General features: G+C 40.6%; 12 protein-coding genes and 2 pseudogenes. 9 read left to right on the top strand and 5 right to left on the bottom strand.

The annotated features are described in order from the left end of the window. Both ACEYW6_RS07470 and ACEYW6_RS07465 read right to left on the bottom strand, forming a co-directional pair. A partial coding sequence (locus ACEYW6_RS07470; RefSeq protein ID WP_412979210.1) for a helix-turn-helix domain-containing protein occupies nt 1-254 on the bottom strand: 254 nt, incomplete at its 3' end. 405 nt (nt 255-659) lie between these two features. Next, nucleotides 660-812: pseudogene (locus tag ACEYW6_RS07465) on the bottom strand (DUF4114 domain-containing protein); the annotation flags it as partial. A 170-nt stretch (nt 813-982) separates the two neighbouring features. Between ACEYW6_RS07465 and ACEYW6_RS07460 the strand changes: the two are divergent. The 5 genes and pseudogenes from ACEYW6_RS07460 to ACEYW6_RS07440 all read left to right on the top strand — a co-directional run. Next, nucleotides 983-2,383, top strand: a complete 1,401-nt coding sequence (locus ACEYW6_RS07460; protein ID WP_412979209.1) for an AAA-like domain-containing protein — start codon at nt 983-985, stop codon at nt 2,381-2,383. A 98-nt stretch (nt 2,384-2,481) separates the two neighbouring features. Next, on the top strand, nt 2,482-4,044 hold the full coding sequence (locus ACEYW6_RS07455) for an AAA-like domain-containing protein (RefSeq protein ID WP_412979208.1): 1,563 nt from the start codon (nt 2,482-2,484) through the stop codon (nt 4,042-4,044). A 164-nt stretch (nt 4,045-4,208) separates the two neighbouring features. Further along, nucleotides 4,209-6,368 carry a DNA helicase RecQ gene (gene recQ / locus ACEYW6_RS07450; RefSeq protein WP_412979207.1) on the top strand — a complete coding sequence of 720 codons (2,160 nt, stop codon included), beginning with the start codon at nt 4,209-4,211 and terminating at the stop codon, nt 6,366-6,368. A 101-nt stretch (nt 6,369-6,469) separates the two neighbouring features. Beyond that, complete coding sequence (locus tag ACEYW6_RS07445) at nt 6,470-7,042, top strand: Uma2 family endonuclease (RefSeq protein ID WP_412979206.1); 573 nt, start codon at nt 6,470-6,472, stop codon at nt 7,040-7,042. Nucleotides 7,043-7,570: 528 nt separating this feature from the next. Next, nucleotides 7,571-7,762 (top strand): annotated as a pseudogene (locus ACEYW6_RS07440) (IS5/IS1182 family transposase); the annotation flags it as partial. Nucleotides 7,763-7,979: 217 nt separating this feature from the next. On the opposite strand, the gene ACEYW6_RS07435 reads toward ACEYW6_RS07440, so the two are convergent. Continuing rightward, nucleotides 7,980-8,225 carry a hypothetical protein gene (locus ACEYW6_RS07435; RefSeq protein WP_412979205.1) on the bottom strand — a complete coding sequence of 82 codons (246 nt, stop codon included), beginning with the start codon at nt 8,223-8,225 and terminating at the stop codon, nt 7,980-7,982. A gap of 279 nt (nt 8,226-8,504) precedes the next feature. Here ACEYW6_RS07435 and ACEYW6_RS07430 point away from each other — a divergent pair, with 279 nt between their 5' ends. Both ACEYW6_RS07430 and ACEYW6_RS07425 read left to right on the top strand, forming a co-directional pair. Further along, entirely contained in the window at nt 8,505-10,481 is a 1,977-nt protein-coding gene (locus tag ACEYW6_RS07430) for an AMP-dependent synthetase/ligase (RefSeq protein ID WP_412979204.1), read from the top strand. Between the two features lie 42 nt (nt 10,482-10,523). Further along, nucleotides 10,524-10,973, top strand: a complete 450-nt coding sequence (locus ACEYW6_RS07425) for a YlqD family protein (protein WP_069072569.1) — start codon at nt 10,524-10,526, stop codon at nt 10,971-10,973. A 63-nt stretch (nt 10,974-11,036) separates the two neighbouring features. Here ACEYW6_RS07425 and ACEYW6_RS07420 read toward each other — a convergent pair whose 3' ends face one another. After that, a complete protein-coding gene (locus tag ACEYW6_RS07420) occupies nt 11,037-11,513 on the bottom strand; it encodes a hypothetical protein (protein WP_412979203.1) in 477 nt (158 codons plus the stop codon). Between the two features lie 426 nt (nt 11,514-11,939). Between ACEYW6_RS07420 and ACEYW6_RS07415 the strand changes: the two genes are divergently transcribed. Both ACEYW6_RS07415 and ACEYW6_RS07410 read left to right on the top strand, forming a co-directional pair. Then, entirely contained in the window at nt 11,940-13,241 is a 1,302-nt protein-coding gene (locus tag ACEYW6_RS07415; protein WP_412979202.1) for a dihydrolipoamide acetyltransferase family protein, read from the top strand. 162 nt (nt 13,242-13,403) lie between these two features. Next, a complete protein-coding gene (locus ACEYW6_RS07410; RefSeq protein ID WP_412979201.1) occupies nt 13,404-14,318 on the top strand; it encodes an Rpn family recombination-promoting nuclease/putative transposase in 915 nt (304 codons plus the stop codon). Nucleotides 14,319-14,326: 8 nt separating this feature from the next. On the opposite strand, the gene ACEYW6_RS07405 is transcribed toward ACEYW6_RS07410, so the two are convergent. After that, entirely contained in the window at nt 14,327-15,139 is an 813-nt protein-coding gene (locus tag ACEYW6_RS07405; protein WP_412979200.1) for a class I SAM-dependent methyltransferase, read from the bottom strand. Nucleotides 15,140-15,200: the final 61 nt, after the last annotated feature.

Raw genomic sequence — 15,200 nt, 5'->3', positions numbered from 1 at the left:
CGTTTTCCTCCACGTCCAGGTGCTTCCCACAATCCACCTAATCCCTGGTTTTCCCATCTACGTAATGTGGCTCGAACTGTATGCTCATGAATATGTAAGTGACCAGAAATCATTGGAACTGTTAAACCATCGGCATTGAGTCGTAATGCGATCACTCTAATTTTGACTCTTCGAGGTACATTCTCTGCAAGGCTTAATTCCTGCAACGTTTTGTCTTCTTCTCTAGTCAGTTTTATTCGTAGTGCTGCTGGCATTTTCAATCATCTGTTCTCTTCTACTCTTATCTTATAATTTTTCATGTCTAGCTACTTACTCATACCAAGCTGCCAACATTACGGTTATTAAGAATGGTGCAATATCACAGTAGAAGTTCCAATAAAAACCCTTGGTAGTTAGCCAAGGGTAATGCAAGTCAGTACTTTTTCGCATGGAATGTATCCTACTCAAATACCATAGCAACCGTCTAATTTAGAGATATGCCATTTTGCCAAACAAAAAAAGCCCCCAGTGGTAAGCTGAGGGTTAATTTTTTTGAAATAGCGGTAATCTACAAAGCTATTATTCCCAGATTGAGAATAGATTCTTATGGCTTTGACTTTCTAAAATGCTCAGTAAAGTTTACAGGCTCTATTACTAAATCTATCCGTGGGAACTTCAGACTAGGCGATACTCAAATTAACTCGCTCAATCAAATCGTTGTAATCTTTATCACCGCCATTTGCTAAATCCTCAAAGCCAAAAGCGTTATTGCCTAACAGGCGAACCTGATTTGCTTTGACAGTATTAGCACCCAAGAAGGAAAAGTAAACTGCGCCACACTAACAATTTTTTTTGTTCAAAGATTAATTGGATGTCAAAAAGTGTATCCGTAGGTATTTAATTTTCTTTTTTTAAATATTTATTCAGTTGTATATTATTACTATACCAAAGTAGATAAATACATCTAGTAACTGTTTAACTTTTAATATCCGTGGAAGATATTTTGCAAGCAGTAGAAAGAATTCTGCAAGATAAGCCTCTTGCTTCCATTCAGTGGTTTGTGCTCTCTCAATCGTGGTTGGGCAAAACTTACGATGAAATGGCAGAGGTATCAGGCTATCGCAACAATTACATCAAGGAAGTTGGCTCTGAGTTGTGGCAAGACCTCTCCGTTGCACTTGGAAAAAAAATAACAAAAAAAAATCTGCATTTAGCCTTGAATAAATACCTGCAAGACAAGATGAGCGATCAGGAAAATCACAGCCATCAAAAGTTGGGTGAAGAATCTAGCTTAGAAATGGTTTCTTCAGACTTGTTTTCAGCAAGCAAGATTGAATTTCCTAGCGGCCCTGTACCACTGGGTTCTCCTCTTTACATCAATCGCCCTCCTCTGGAAGAACTTGTTTGTAACGAGATTTTACACCCTGGTTGCTTAATCCGGATCAAAGCACCTAGAAAGACAGGAAAAAGTTCACTGCTCAACCGGATGATTGCTTATGCTAGAGAGCAAGGTTATCAAATTGTCTATTTGGATTTTCAAGAAGCTGACCAAGATGTTTTTGCTTCTCTTGATAAATTTTTACGTTGGTTTTGTATCAATGTCAGCAGGCAATTAAATCTCCTTCCTTGTCTCGATGATTTTTGGGATACGGAAATGGGCAGTAAGGTAAGCTGCAAAATTTACTTTGAAGCGTATGTGCTGCAATACATTGATCATAGTCCTTTAGTTTTGGCTTTAAATGAAGTCCATCGAGTTTTTGAACATCCCAATATTGCCCAAGACTTTTTGCCAATGCTGCGATTTTGGCATGAACAAGCAAAGCAGGATCAAATCTGGCAAAAACTGCGGATGGTAGTAGTTCATACTACAGAAATTTATATTCCACTCAAGCTAAACCAATCACCTTTCAATGTAGGGATAACAATTACGCTGCCACCGTTTACTCTTAATCAGGTACAGAATTTAGCATTATCTTACAGGCTGCATTGGGCAGCAGACTCCGAAGGGGCAAAACGCCTTGTACCCCTACAAGCAATGGTAGGAGGACATCCCTATTTGGTGAGTCTTGCACTTTATCATCTATATCAGGAAGAAATGACATTAGAGGTGTTACTAGAAACAGCATCTACACCAGTGGGTATTTACAGTCAGCATTTACGAGAACTGTTGAGCTTGCTCCAAAAAGAACCAGAATTAATGTCCGCGATGCAAAAGGTAATTTTAACAGATGAACAAGTGGAGTTAGATGCGATCGCTGCTTACAAGTTAGAAAGCATGGGTTTGGTTCAATTAAATGGCAATCAAGCTCACACAATGTGTGAGTTATATCGTCTTTATTTTAGCCAACAGCTTGGAAAGCAAAATACTACTAATGGTTCTGGTAAACTGTTGAAAGATAAATAATCAAAATACTTGCTCTCGTTCTTCATCTGAATTTTATCAATTGTCCCGATCCAAATTTATTTATTAAAAACGAGGACTAATTTAAAATTTTCAATCAAATGAATAATTATCGATACCAAGTTGGAGGTACGCTCACGAGTGATGCTCCTAGCTATGTTGAGCGCAGAGCGGATGTGGAACTTTATGAAGCCTTGAAGCAGGGTGAATTTTGCTACATCCTGAGCAGTAGGCAAATGGGCAAATCCTCACTTATGGTAAAAACAAAGCATCGCTTCCAACGAGAGGGCTTTAGATGTGCAACCGTTGATATGACTAATATTGGTTGTGAAAATATAACTCCAGAGCAGTGGTATAAAGGAGTTGTAGGCGACTTATGGTTAAGTTTTAAACTGTTAGGAAAAGTCAATTTAAAAACCTGGTGGCAAGAACAAAATGATATTTCTTTAGTTCAGAAACTCAGTCGATTTATTTCGGAAATTCTGTTAGTTAAATTTCCTAACGAAAGATTATTTATTTTTATTGATGAAATTGATAGTATTCTCAGCCTCGATTTCTCTGTTGATGACTTTTTCAACTTGATTCGCTTCTGTTATAACCAACGAGCAATTGATCCAGAGTATAATCGGATTACATTTGCAATTTTCGGGGTTGCAACACCTTCAGATTTGATTTTATATCGGAATCATACCACCCCTTTTAATCTTGGTAAAACCATACAAGTAAATGGTTTTACATTTGAAGAAGCTCAACCGCTATCTTTGGGACTGGATATTAAAGGCAATAATCCCCAGAAACTTTTGAAAGAAGTATTGTCTTGGACAGAAGGGCAACCATTTCTGACTCAAAAGCTATGTCGGCTACTTGTTAGTTTATCTCAAGATGATGTGGGTAGAATGCTAAAAATTCCCCCTGGCGCAGAAGAATTTTGGATAGAAAATGTAGTGCGATCGCACATAATCGAAAAATGGGAGTCACAAGATGAACCAGAGCATTTGCGGACAATTCGCGATCGCATCCTTGGAAACGAACAATCTGCCGCCAGATTGCTAGGAATTTATCAGCAAATTCTCCAAGGAGTGGAAGTACCAGCCGACGATAGTCGAGAACAGGTAGAACTGTTGCTGTCTGGTTTGGTAATCAAAAAGCAAGGTTTTCTCCAAATCAAAAACCGAATTTATCAAGAAGTTTTCAATTTAGAATGGGTTGCAAAAAAATTAGCTTACTTGCGCCCCTACTACGAAACCTTCAATGCATGGATAGCCTCAAAGGAAAAGGATGAATCTCGCCTATTGCGCGGACAAGCCTTGATTGATGCTCAAACTTGGGCAAATGGCAAAAGCTTGACCAATTCAGATTATCGATTTTTAGCTGCTAGTGAAGAATTAGATCGGCGAGAAATGCAGCAAGCATTAGAGGCTGAACGTGCCAAAGAAGTTGAAGCACGCCTTGCAGAACAACAAAAAAGGCTGGCTCAACAAAAGAAAGCTGCCACAATCGTGACACTTTTGCTCGTGGGTATGACAATCAAGTTGGTGATTTCTATAGTGTGGGGAGTGTCGCTTTTACGAAAGATTGATGCTTTAGAATCACAGTTAAAATGTAATCAGATAGGGCATCAAGGCAAAGTAATAACAGCAAATTCTCGGTTAGGTAGATGCTGAGGCGAATTTTAGATTTTAGATTTTGGTTTTAGATTAAAAGTCTGCTTGCTACTAAAAAGCATAGTAGAGAAAGGCAAGTCTTCCCAAAGCTGCCAAAGATGTGAGTTAAAATCCTGATATCTTCATAACTACCCACGCAGAACGCCTCCGAAAAAGCGATCGCTATGCTTCAGTATCCTCATCTCGAACAAGCGCTAAAATATCACTTCGGTTACGACCAATTCCGCCCCGGACAACGGCAAATTATCGAAGATGCGCTGCAAAATCGAGATTTAATGGTTGTGATGCCGACTGGTGGAGGGAAATCTCTATGTTTTCAGCTACCAGCGTTGTTAAAAAATGGACTAACAGTGGTAGTGTCGCCGTTAATTGCTTTGATGCAAGACCAAGTAGAAGCACTGCGAAATAATAATATTAACGCGACATTTCTCAATAGTAGTTTGAATGCTTACAAGGTGCGATCGCGGGAAGAAGCCATCCTTAGCGGTAAAGTAAAATTACTATACGTCGCCCCTGAACGCCTCTTGAGTGAAAGGTTTCTACCATTTCTCGATTTAGTTAAAGAAAAAATCGGTATTTCTAGCTTCGCTATTGATGAAGCGCACTGCGTTTCTGAATGGGGACACGACTTTCGTCCAGAATATCGCCAGTTGAAATCTCTGCGGAAACGCTATCCTGATGTTCCTACCGTCGCCCTCACCGCCACAGCAACCGATCGCGTCCGTAGTGATATCATTCAACAACTAGGGCTGAAGCAACCTAGCATCCATCTTGCCAGTTTTAACCGTCAAAATCTTTATTACGAAGTTCGTCCTAAAACTAAATATGCTTACGCTGAATTGTTAGAACTAATTCGAGAAAGTGAAGGTTCGACAATTATTTATTGCTTAACTCGTAAAAAAGTTGATGAACTCACTTTTAAACTACAAAATGATAAAGTTGTTGTTCTGCCTTATCACGCCGGATTAACTGATGAGGAACGTAGTAGTAATCAAACGCGATTTATTCGAGATGATGTCCGGGTTATGGTGGCAACAATCGCCTTTGGGATGGGAATTAATAAACCCGATGTGCGGTTGGTAGTTCATTTTGATCTGCCCAGAAATATAGAAAGTTATTATCAAGAATCGGGTAGAGCAGGTAGAGACGGAGAACCATCTCGGTGTACAATATTTTTCAGTTTTGGTGATGTTAAAACAATTGAATGGAGCATCGATCAAAAAACTGATCCTCAAGAACAGTTGATTGCCAAGCAACAATTACGGCAGATGATCGATTACGCTGAAGGCACCGATTGTCGGCGAACGATTCAACTGGGTTATTTTGGAGAAAGGTTTCCTGGGAATTGCGGTAACTGTGACAATTGTCGTCATCCCAAACCCATGCAAGATTGGACAATTGAAGCCATGAAGTTTTTATCTTGCGTGGCCCGTTGCAAAGAAAGATTTGGGATGCTACACATAATTGATGTGTTGCGGGGGGCAAAAAAAGACAAAATTCTCCAATACGAACACGATAAACTTTCTACCTACGGTATTGGTAAAGATAGAACTTTAGATGAATGGCGAATGTTGGGGCGATCGCTACTACATCAAGGGTTAATAGAACAAACTAGCGATGGTTACTCAGTTTTAAAACTAAATGCCTTAAGTTGGCAAGTAATGCGAAAACAACGTACAGTTTCGTTAGCTATAACCACAGTCCAAAAGATTACCTGGGAACAGGGGAGTGAAAAAGCAGAAGAAGCAGAAATATTATTACAGAAGTTGCGATCGCTACGTAAACAATTAGCTGACGAGCAATCTGTACCACCTTACGTCATTTTCCACGATTCCACTTTAAAATTGATGGTACAGGTGCAACCCCAAAACTTAACTGAATTTGCCAAACTTTCTGGTGTAGGTAGTCACAAACTCGCTCAGTATGGCGAAAAGTTTATTACAGAAATTCGCGCCTATCGCCAAGAAAAAGGTTTGCAAAATAAATCTGTTACTTCCGTATCTTCTGCCAACTCATCTTCTTCTTACACCGAATTACAAACATTACAATTACATCAACAAGGTTTAAATATTGCTCAAATTGCCCAAAAGCGCAACCTTAGTCCGGCAACAGTTAGCAATCATTTAGAAAAACTAATTGAGAAAAATCAGCCAGTTGATTTAAATCAATTAGTACCTTTAGAACATCAACAAAAAATTTGGCAAGTTTTAGAAGTACTCGGTGACATTTCCCTCACTCCCATCAAAGAACAACTAGGTGAAAGTTACACTTTTGATGAAATTCGCCTAGTACGGAGTAAGTGGCGGCGCGAAAATCGTAAGTGATGATTGAAGAAGAATACAGAATTCAGAATCAATTAGTCTGATTCATAAATTCTATTTTATTAAAATACAAAAGCAAGATTAAAGGAATTAGGAGTTAGCCAATGAGTCAGATGCTTAATACAGGAGTACGCTGGACAATTCACGATGTGGAACTGTTAGCAGAAAATGAAGGGACACGCTATGAGATAGTTGATGGAGAATTATTTGTGACTAGGGCACCTCACTTTAAACATCAGCAAACTTGTGGCAGAATTTTCCGACAACTTGATGTTTGGTCGGAGTTTAGTGGTTTAGGAGAAGCTGTAATCAACCCTGGCGTTTTGTTTTCAGAATCAGATAATGTGATTCCTGATGTAGTTTGGGTTACTAAAGAAACCTTGGCGCTAACATTGGATGAAGCGGGACATTTAACTGGCGCACCAGATTTAGTAGTCGAAGTTTTGTCTGCTGGTAAGGAAGACCTAAGACGAGATAAGGAAGCTAAACTTAAACTTTATTCTTCCAGAGGAGTAAAAGAATACTGGATTGCTGATTGGCGATCGCGTAAACTAGAGGTCTATCGGCGCGAACAAAGTCAACTTAACTTGGTAGCAACCTTATTTAGTAGTGATAATCTAATTTCTCCGCTATTGCCTGGTTTTAGCTGTACTTTAGACCAGTTTTTTCCTGTATAAATATTTATTTTTGGTAGATATGTACACTCACTCTTTTCCCAAAACAAGATATACATAACTTATCGTGAGACATCGCCTTGCACCAATCACTAAATTTTCTCCTCATCAAGGCGATATCTACAGATAATCAGCTTATCATTAAGAAAAACTTGGGATTTCAGAGTTGGAATCTTGTGATCTAAGAGCAGATTGTGAAGGTGCAGCTTTTTGGCTTTTGGCAGACAGAATTACAAATAGCAGCTTAGGCAGTGCTAGGCAGGCAACAGTATTTAACAGCGTTAGAAATATACCATCTATCAAACTCATGTATTAATCTTCTCCGTTTTAAAATTGGTGTTGACTATATTTTTAGTTTGAAGCAAAACCAGTACAATTTCGTACAAAAATAATTTTAGATTTCTTGTAGTGAATATAAGCTAAACAAATATATTTTCTTATGGTAACTACTAATTTTTAAATACTCTCTTATAGAGAAGAATTTTTGTAATTTAGTGCTAGAACAGTTAACAATCGACCAGAAAAAAAGAAAACAAGGAGTTTTTATCCAAACGAGTATTTGTTGAACATCGAATTCGTTCGGTAAAAATATTTCGAGTTGTTCAAGAAAGATTTCGGTTAAATCCTAAAAAGTATGAACAAGTAATTTTGACAGTTTGCAAAGTAGTAAGATTGCGAATTGGGGCACTTGTATTACCAGCAGAGATATACGCCATCGCATGATGTGAAAATAAACACACATAACTACGTTTTTGTCTGATTACCAACAACAAGCATCTAAAAGCCCTATTTGATCGTATAAACTAGCCGGATTGCCAAACTGGCAAGCGCACCCTATAAGCTAGTTACAGAGGTACTTTGGGAGTTTTCGGAGATGTTTATTTAATAGCTGGCTGTCGGAAGCACTAAGGAATTTTTACTGGCAAATAGTAATAGTCCATCAATTCGGAGAACACTTAACACAGAAATCAGGACTGAATTTACAAAATTGGCTACCTGTTACTGGGTAAGCTGTACAATAAGGAAAACTGGTAAGTTCAATTTTGGCTGTTTGTAATTTAGAACTATTTGCCAACGTTTCAGTAACTTTGGTTCTATCAGCCAGAAGGATAGCTAAAAGCTTAGGTAACGCCATGCAAGCAGCAATATTGAGCAGCGTTAGTAGTATAGTGTCTATCAAATTCATAGGTAATCATCCCCTGTGAAACGTAGGCGTAGGCGTAGCCCGTCGTAGACATCGCTGTTTTTATTTACAAGCATAATGTATGTATAGCATTGATGTTCAGTCAATCTATTGCTTGCAGTCTATGTAAATTAACTTTAACATAAATTTTTGTAAATATAAACGTAAAATTCCTGGAATTATCATACACAGAGGGGTATGTGGATAATAAGGATTGATATTGTAGCGTAATAACAAAATAAGCTGGAAAACGATCAGTTTACGATATTTAGGTAAGGTGTTATGTCAACAACCCAAACCGCGTCTTCTTTTTTATCTAACATTAGTGAGCGAGAACGCCAAGCCCTAAAGCGGTTGGTAGATTACACAAATGTGGAATCGCTGCCAGAAATTTGGCCTTTGGCAGCTCAAAAATTTGGTAATATTGTTGCCCTCCGCAACCCTCACGCTAAACCAGAAGTAGCGATTACTTATACCCAGTTGGCAGAGCAAATGCAACTATTTGCTTCTGGGTTACAGGCTTTGGGAATAAAAGTAGGCGATCGCATTTCTTTAATTTCTGACAACAGTCCTCGCTGGTTTATTGCCGATCAAGGCATAATGACTGCTGGAGGGGTTGATGCGGTGCGTAGCTCCCAAGCGGAAAAAGAAGAACTGCTGTTTATCATTGCTAATAGTGGCAGTACGGCAATAGTAGTTGAGGATTTAAAGACACTTAAAAAACTGCAAGACCGCCTTCAAGATTTACCAATTCAGGCGGTAATCTTACTTTCAGATGAAGCACCACCGACAGACGAAACCCTAAAGGTGCTGAATTTTGCCCAGTTGCTCGAAATTGGGAAAAATCATAATTTTGTGCCAGTCAAGCAAAATCGTGACGCTCTGGCAACCTTAATTTACACCTCTGGCACCACAGGTAAACCCAAGGGTGTGATGCTGTCTTATAGCAATTTAATGCACCAAGTGACAACCTTTGGCACAGTATTGCAACCAAATGCGGGCGACATTGTTCTCAGTATCCTGCCTTCATGGCACAGTTATGAGCGGACTGTTGAATATTACTTACTATCTCAAGGTTGCACGCAAGTTTATACCAACTTGCGCTCTGTGAAAGCAGATTTGAGACAATTTAAACCCAACTACATGGTGGGTGTACCCCGCCTGTGGGAATCGATTTATGAAGGAGTGCAAAAGCAGTTCCGTGAGCAACCAGCCAAAAAGCAACGCCTAATTAACTTTTTAATGGGTATTAGCGAAAAATATATCAAAGCCCGGCGAGTTGCTCAAGGATTGAGTTTAAATAATCTTCATGCTTCAGCCATCGAACGATTCGCAGCTAAGATACAAGCAGCTGCTTTATTACCCCTCCATGCCTTGGGAGAACGACTGGTTTATGCCAAAGTGCGAGAAGCTACAGGAGGACAAGTCAAGCAGATGATTAGCGGCGGCGGTGCGCTTCCCAGACACATAGATAACTTCTTTGAAATTATTGGTGTGCAGATTTTGCAAGGCTATGGCTTGACAGAAACTTCTCCTGTTACCCATGTACGTCGTCCTTGGCGAAATTTGATTGGTGCATCAGGACAACCACTTCCGGCTACAGAAGCTAAAATCGTCGATCCTGAGACAAAAGCGCCCCTACCAGTAGAAAAGCGAGGCTTGGTATTGTTGAGGGGGCCGCAAATTATGCAAGGCTATTACCAAAATCCGCAAGCGACAGCGAAAGCAATTGACGCTGAAGGTTGGTTTGATAGCGGCGATTTGGGTTGGCTGACACCACAAGACGACTTGGTGCTAACTGGCAGAGCAAAGGATACGATTGTATTGACTAACGGCGAAAACATCGAGCCGCAGCCGATCGAAGATGCGTGTTTGCGATCGCCATACATCGATCAAATCATGCTTGTCGGCCAAGATCAGCGCAGCTTGGGAGCTTTAATTGTCCCCAATGTCGAAGCTTTAGAAAAATGGGCAGCAAGTCAGAATTTGATACTGGATACGCCCAATGATCAGGTGACTTCTTCACCTAGTCAAAAAATTGACTGGGAGAGTAGAATGATCCAGGATTTATTTCGCCAAGAATTGAATCGGGAAGTGCAAAATCGTCCAGGCTATCGACCGGATGACCGCATCGGGACGTTCAAGCTCATTCTGGAACCGTTTTCCATCGAAAATGGCTTGATGACACAAACACTGAAAGTTCGACGACACGTCGTCACCGAACGCTATCGCGATATTATTGACGGCATGTTTGCCTGATGATTCCACCTCCCAACTACTAAGAGTGAACGTGAAATATTTATGGATGTCTCCAAATCTAACTTGCTCCTGAAACGTGTTGTTAACGTCAAAGTCATTGTGACTCCCCTCTGGAAAGAGGAAGTACAACAGCAGTTGCAAACGCAGATCAATCAACTTGACCAGCAACTGCAACAGCTAGACGTTGAAGGACAAAGAGCGATCGCTGCAATTCAAAAGCAGAGTCTGCAACCACCTGGCCCCCAGACCCTCCAACAAATTGACAATATCCAACTCCAAGTCAATCAAAAGAAAAGTGAATTTTTAGAGCAGAAAAATCAATTGCTGCAAAACCTCCAGCAAGTGCAATTTCTTCAGCAAGATCAGGAAGTCAACCAATTCCAAATGGAAGGCTTTTTCCGAGTAGAGACGGGTGATAACCTGATTAGCAAAATGCAGGTCGAAATCGTTCTGCGCGATGGTGTTGTAGAAGAAATTCGCGGCGACATTTAAAAAGTTATGAGTTATGAGTTATGAGTTATGAGTTTAAATTCCTAACTCCTCACTCTTAACTCCTCACTCCTGACTGCTCACTCCAGCCCAAACAATTTGCCACACTGGAGGTGAGCTAGTAAAAAGCGATCGCCCAAAGGTTGTCATCTCAACTCGATATTTAATACCAACTGAATCATCGCCCCGTTTGGTTTGCGTAATCGTCACAAAGGCTTGATTCCGTTGCGGATAAGCTACCTCTACCTTTCGCGTTCCTCCCATCGATGCTATGCCGTCAAAAGCATTCAGGGCGAGGGTAGCAGGATCACTGCCTTGGAGAGATGAGTTTATCTTTTCTAGAGGTATAGTTTTATAATCGAAACGCTCTGAGTATGCCACAACTTCTTGAGACTGATCTATTGCTCCCACCTGCTGGGTTTGTCCGTTACTAGTCTCAAAAATCGGTGCGGATGTCTGGCGCTGGGTAATATATACTCCAGCGCCAGCAGTGGCAAAGATACCGAGTATCACAATCAAAAAGAATTTTAGCTTTGCCGACATAAAAGTAAACAGGAATTTCAAATAGGTTTATTACCAATTTTGAATTCTAGATTGAACTGCATCCCATATCCTCTACCTCTGAGAAGCTCCTGTATCTTAAGCAGTGGTTATGAGGTATATGAATAGCAATCCCATTTAATCTGTGAGAAACTCGTGGTGGTTTTTGCAAGTCAACGACTAAAACGAGATGGCGATATTGGCTAACCATTGAGGATAGCTCTGTATTATAGACCTCCAATTCATATTTAGGTTCCTAGAGTCAATCGATTGGTCATTAGTCATTAATCAAAAGCTAATGCCCCATGCCCAGTCCCCAATACTCAACCTAAAATATAAAATCTCCAGTCCAAAACTCTCCCGCCAAGATACAATTCGATCTGATAAAAGCTGTTAAAGTCCATAAACCATTGATTCCCAAACCACCCTATGAGCATTCACGAAGTATTTATGCCGGCTCTGAGTTCTACAATGACCGAAGGCAAAATCGTCTCCTGGGTGAAATCGCCAGGGGACAAAGTGGAAAAAGGCGAAACAGTGGTGGTTGTAGAGTCAGATAAGGCAGATATGGATGTAGAAACCTTTTATGAGGGATTTCTTGCCCATATCATAGTTGAAGCTGGTGAAACTGCCCCGGTAGGATCTGCGATCGCCTTCATAGCCGAAACGGAAGCTGAAATTGAACAGGCCAAATCTCTTGCCAATTCCGGCGGCGTGGCTGCTAGTGCTACCTCATCCCCAGAACCAATCCCTGCCACAGCCTCAGCGGCAACTCCTGCCTTAGCGTCTCAAAACGGGTCTAACCACAAAGAAGGAAGGCTTGTAGCTTCACCCCGTGCCCGTAAGTTAGCCAAAGAACTCAAAGTTGATTTAACTACACTCCAAGGCAGCGGCCCCCACGGTCGCATTGTTGCCGAAGATGTAGAAGCATTGTCCTATAAGGGCAAACAACCCGCTACTTCCCCAGTTGCTCCACCAGCACCTGTACCAACCAGCGCCCCAGTTGTACCCCCAGCACCTCGGACACCAGCACCTGCACCAGTGGTGGCGGCTGTTCCCGGTCAAATTGTGCCTCTAACTACCTTCCAAAATGCTGTAGTGCGGAACATGGTAGCCACCATATCCGTGCCCGTCTTCCGTGTCGGTTATACAATTACCACTGATGGGTTAGACAAACTTTATAAACAAATTAAATCCAAAGGCGTGACAATGACAGCGCTACTGGCGAAAGCTGTAGCGGTGACTTTACAAAAACACCCACTTTTAAATGCCAGCTACTCAGACCAGGGTATTGTTTATCATTCTGATATCAACATTTCTGTAGCGGTAGCGATGGATGATGGCGGATTGATTACACCTGTACTGCAAAATGCAGACGCAGTAGATATTTATTCTCTATCGCGGACTTGGAAGTCTTTGGTAGAACGTGCCAGGGCAAAACAACTACAGCCCCAAGAATACAACAGTGGTACTTTTACCCTGTCTAACTTGGGGATGTTTGGCGTAGATAAATTTGATGCGATTTTGCCACCTGGACAAGGTTCAATTTTAGCGATCGGGGCATCCCGTCCGCAAGTGGTAGCAACACCCGACGGTTTATTTGGTGTGCGGCAACAAATGCAAGTCAATATTACTTCTGACCATCGCATTATTTACGGTGCCCATGCTGCGGCGTTCTTGCAAGATTTAGCAAAATTGATTGAGACAAATCCTCAATCTTTGACAATGTAATTTTGAAAAGACACCAAATTTAAATGTTAGCGCTATGAGCGAGCAGTAGTTTGTCGTAAAGTAGCGCTAACAATAAATAATACTTAAACTTAAATTTTTGATGGACAAACTATGTAGCGATATCAGATATCTACATGAGTTTTTGTCCAAACTGATATCAAAGTGACATACGACAACACCTTAAAATATCTGGTTGAGCAGTATCCAGAAGATTTTATCCGTTACTTACTTGCATCTGAGGCAACGGATATTCAAATTCTCAAAACAGAATTAAATCAAGAACCAATCCGTGCCGACTCAGTAACCTTTTTGCAAACTGCCAATCAAATACTGCATTTAGAGTTTCAAACCTTACCAGCATCGACTCCACCTTTGCCACTGAGGATGTTGGACTACTGGGTGCGACTATATCGACAATACAATTGCGATATCGAGCAGATAGTGATTTTTCTTAAACCGACAACTTCAGAATCTGTCTTTGTAGATCAATTTACTGCCCGCAATACTACCCACCGTTACCGCATCATCCGAATTTGGGAACAAGATCCAGAACCATTACTGTTATCTCCTGGTTTATTACCTCTGGCAACTTTGGCACGAACAGATTCTCCTGAAAATCTGCTTCAACAGGTAGCAGTTCAGGTGAGTATGATTGAAGAAGAAGCCACCAAGCAGAGTATCTCGGTATGTACCCAACTTCTAGCAGGGTTGGTATTCGAGCCAGAACTAATTCGTCAGTTTTTGAGGAAAGAAGATATGAGAGAATCTGCCATTTATCAAGAAATTCTTGAAGAAGGACTGCAAGAAGGGAGACAACGAGGCATTGAACAAGGCATTGAACAAGGCATTGAACAAGGCATTGAACAAGGTATTGAACAAGGTATTGAACAAGGAAGGCAATCAGAACTGAGGCTAGTGATGCGTCTATTAACTCGTCGGCTTGGTTCAATTAATTCTCAGTTACAATCTCGGTTGCAAGAGTTGTCCTTGGCTCAGTTAGAAAACTTGGGTGAAGTATTACTAGATTTTGCCAGTGAGGCTGATTTGATGAATTGGCTTAATATAATAGAAAGTTAAAGTTTGCTTTAAACCTTTCTACCAGTTACAAAAAAAGTCAAATTTTCGTACCAAGCTCCTTGTTCAGTTGCTTCTGCTTCAGTTTTTTGACTATATTCTGCTTTTAATTGTGCCATTTGCTCTGATGAAACCTGTAACAAGGGGTTTTCTCTAGGATGAAACCACTCTCCATTCCATTCTTTAGCTTGCTCTAGATTGCGATAGAAACCTAGTTGTTGAGTCTTCACTTCAATATTTTTAAAACCAGCTTCTGTGAGCAGATGATGGCATTTTTCGGGAGAGCCTGTTGGCTCATTTATACTTGTCAGCGAAATGCCATGTTTCTCACAGATTTCGATTATAAGTGGCGCTCCACAAGATTTCTCTGAGCAACAAGAAAAACCGAGAATACCCCCTGGTTTGAGAAAACGATACCATTTACGTAGAGCAGCAGGAATATCTTTAAAATACACTATTGCTGTAGAGCAAAGAATTACATCGAAACTCTCATCATTGAAATCAATATACTCAGCATCGGCTTCAATAAGTTCGATATTTTGCAAGCCTAATTCTTCAATTTTCTGTTGTGCTTGAGTTAGCATCCCTGAAGAAAAATCTACTCCAGTGACTTTTCCCTCAGAGCCGACAATTTGTGCAACAGCAATGGCAATGATACCTGTGCCTGTTGCCATATCCAATACTTTTTGCCCCTTTTGAAGCTGAACCAAATCTAGGAGAGGGAGAGCGCGCTCAATTGTATAATTGTTATCGTAGCTAGTTCTGCTATCGAAGAAATCAATTACTTTTTTCTTATACTCTTGTTCGTATTGGCTATTTCCCATAATATTTTTGTTTGACTGGTCAATTATAAGAATAAATTGTGAGTGGAACTTCTGTCTTCTG

This window comes from Nostoc sp. UIC 10607 (genome assembly GCF_047228265.1).
Classification (GTDB): Bacteria; Cyanobacteriota; Cyanobacteriia; order Cyanobacteriales; family Nostocaceae; genus Nostoc; species Nostoc foliaceum_A.
Note: the sequence above shows the minus strand (reverse complement) of the source record. Positions and strands in the feature narration are given on the sequence as shown.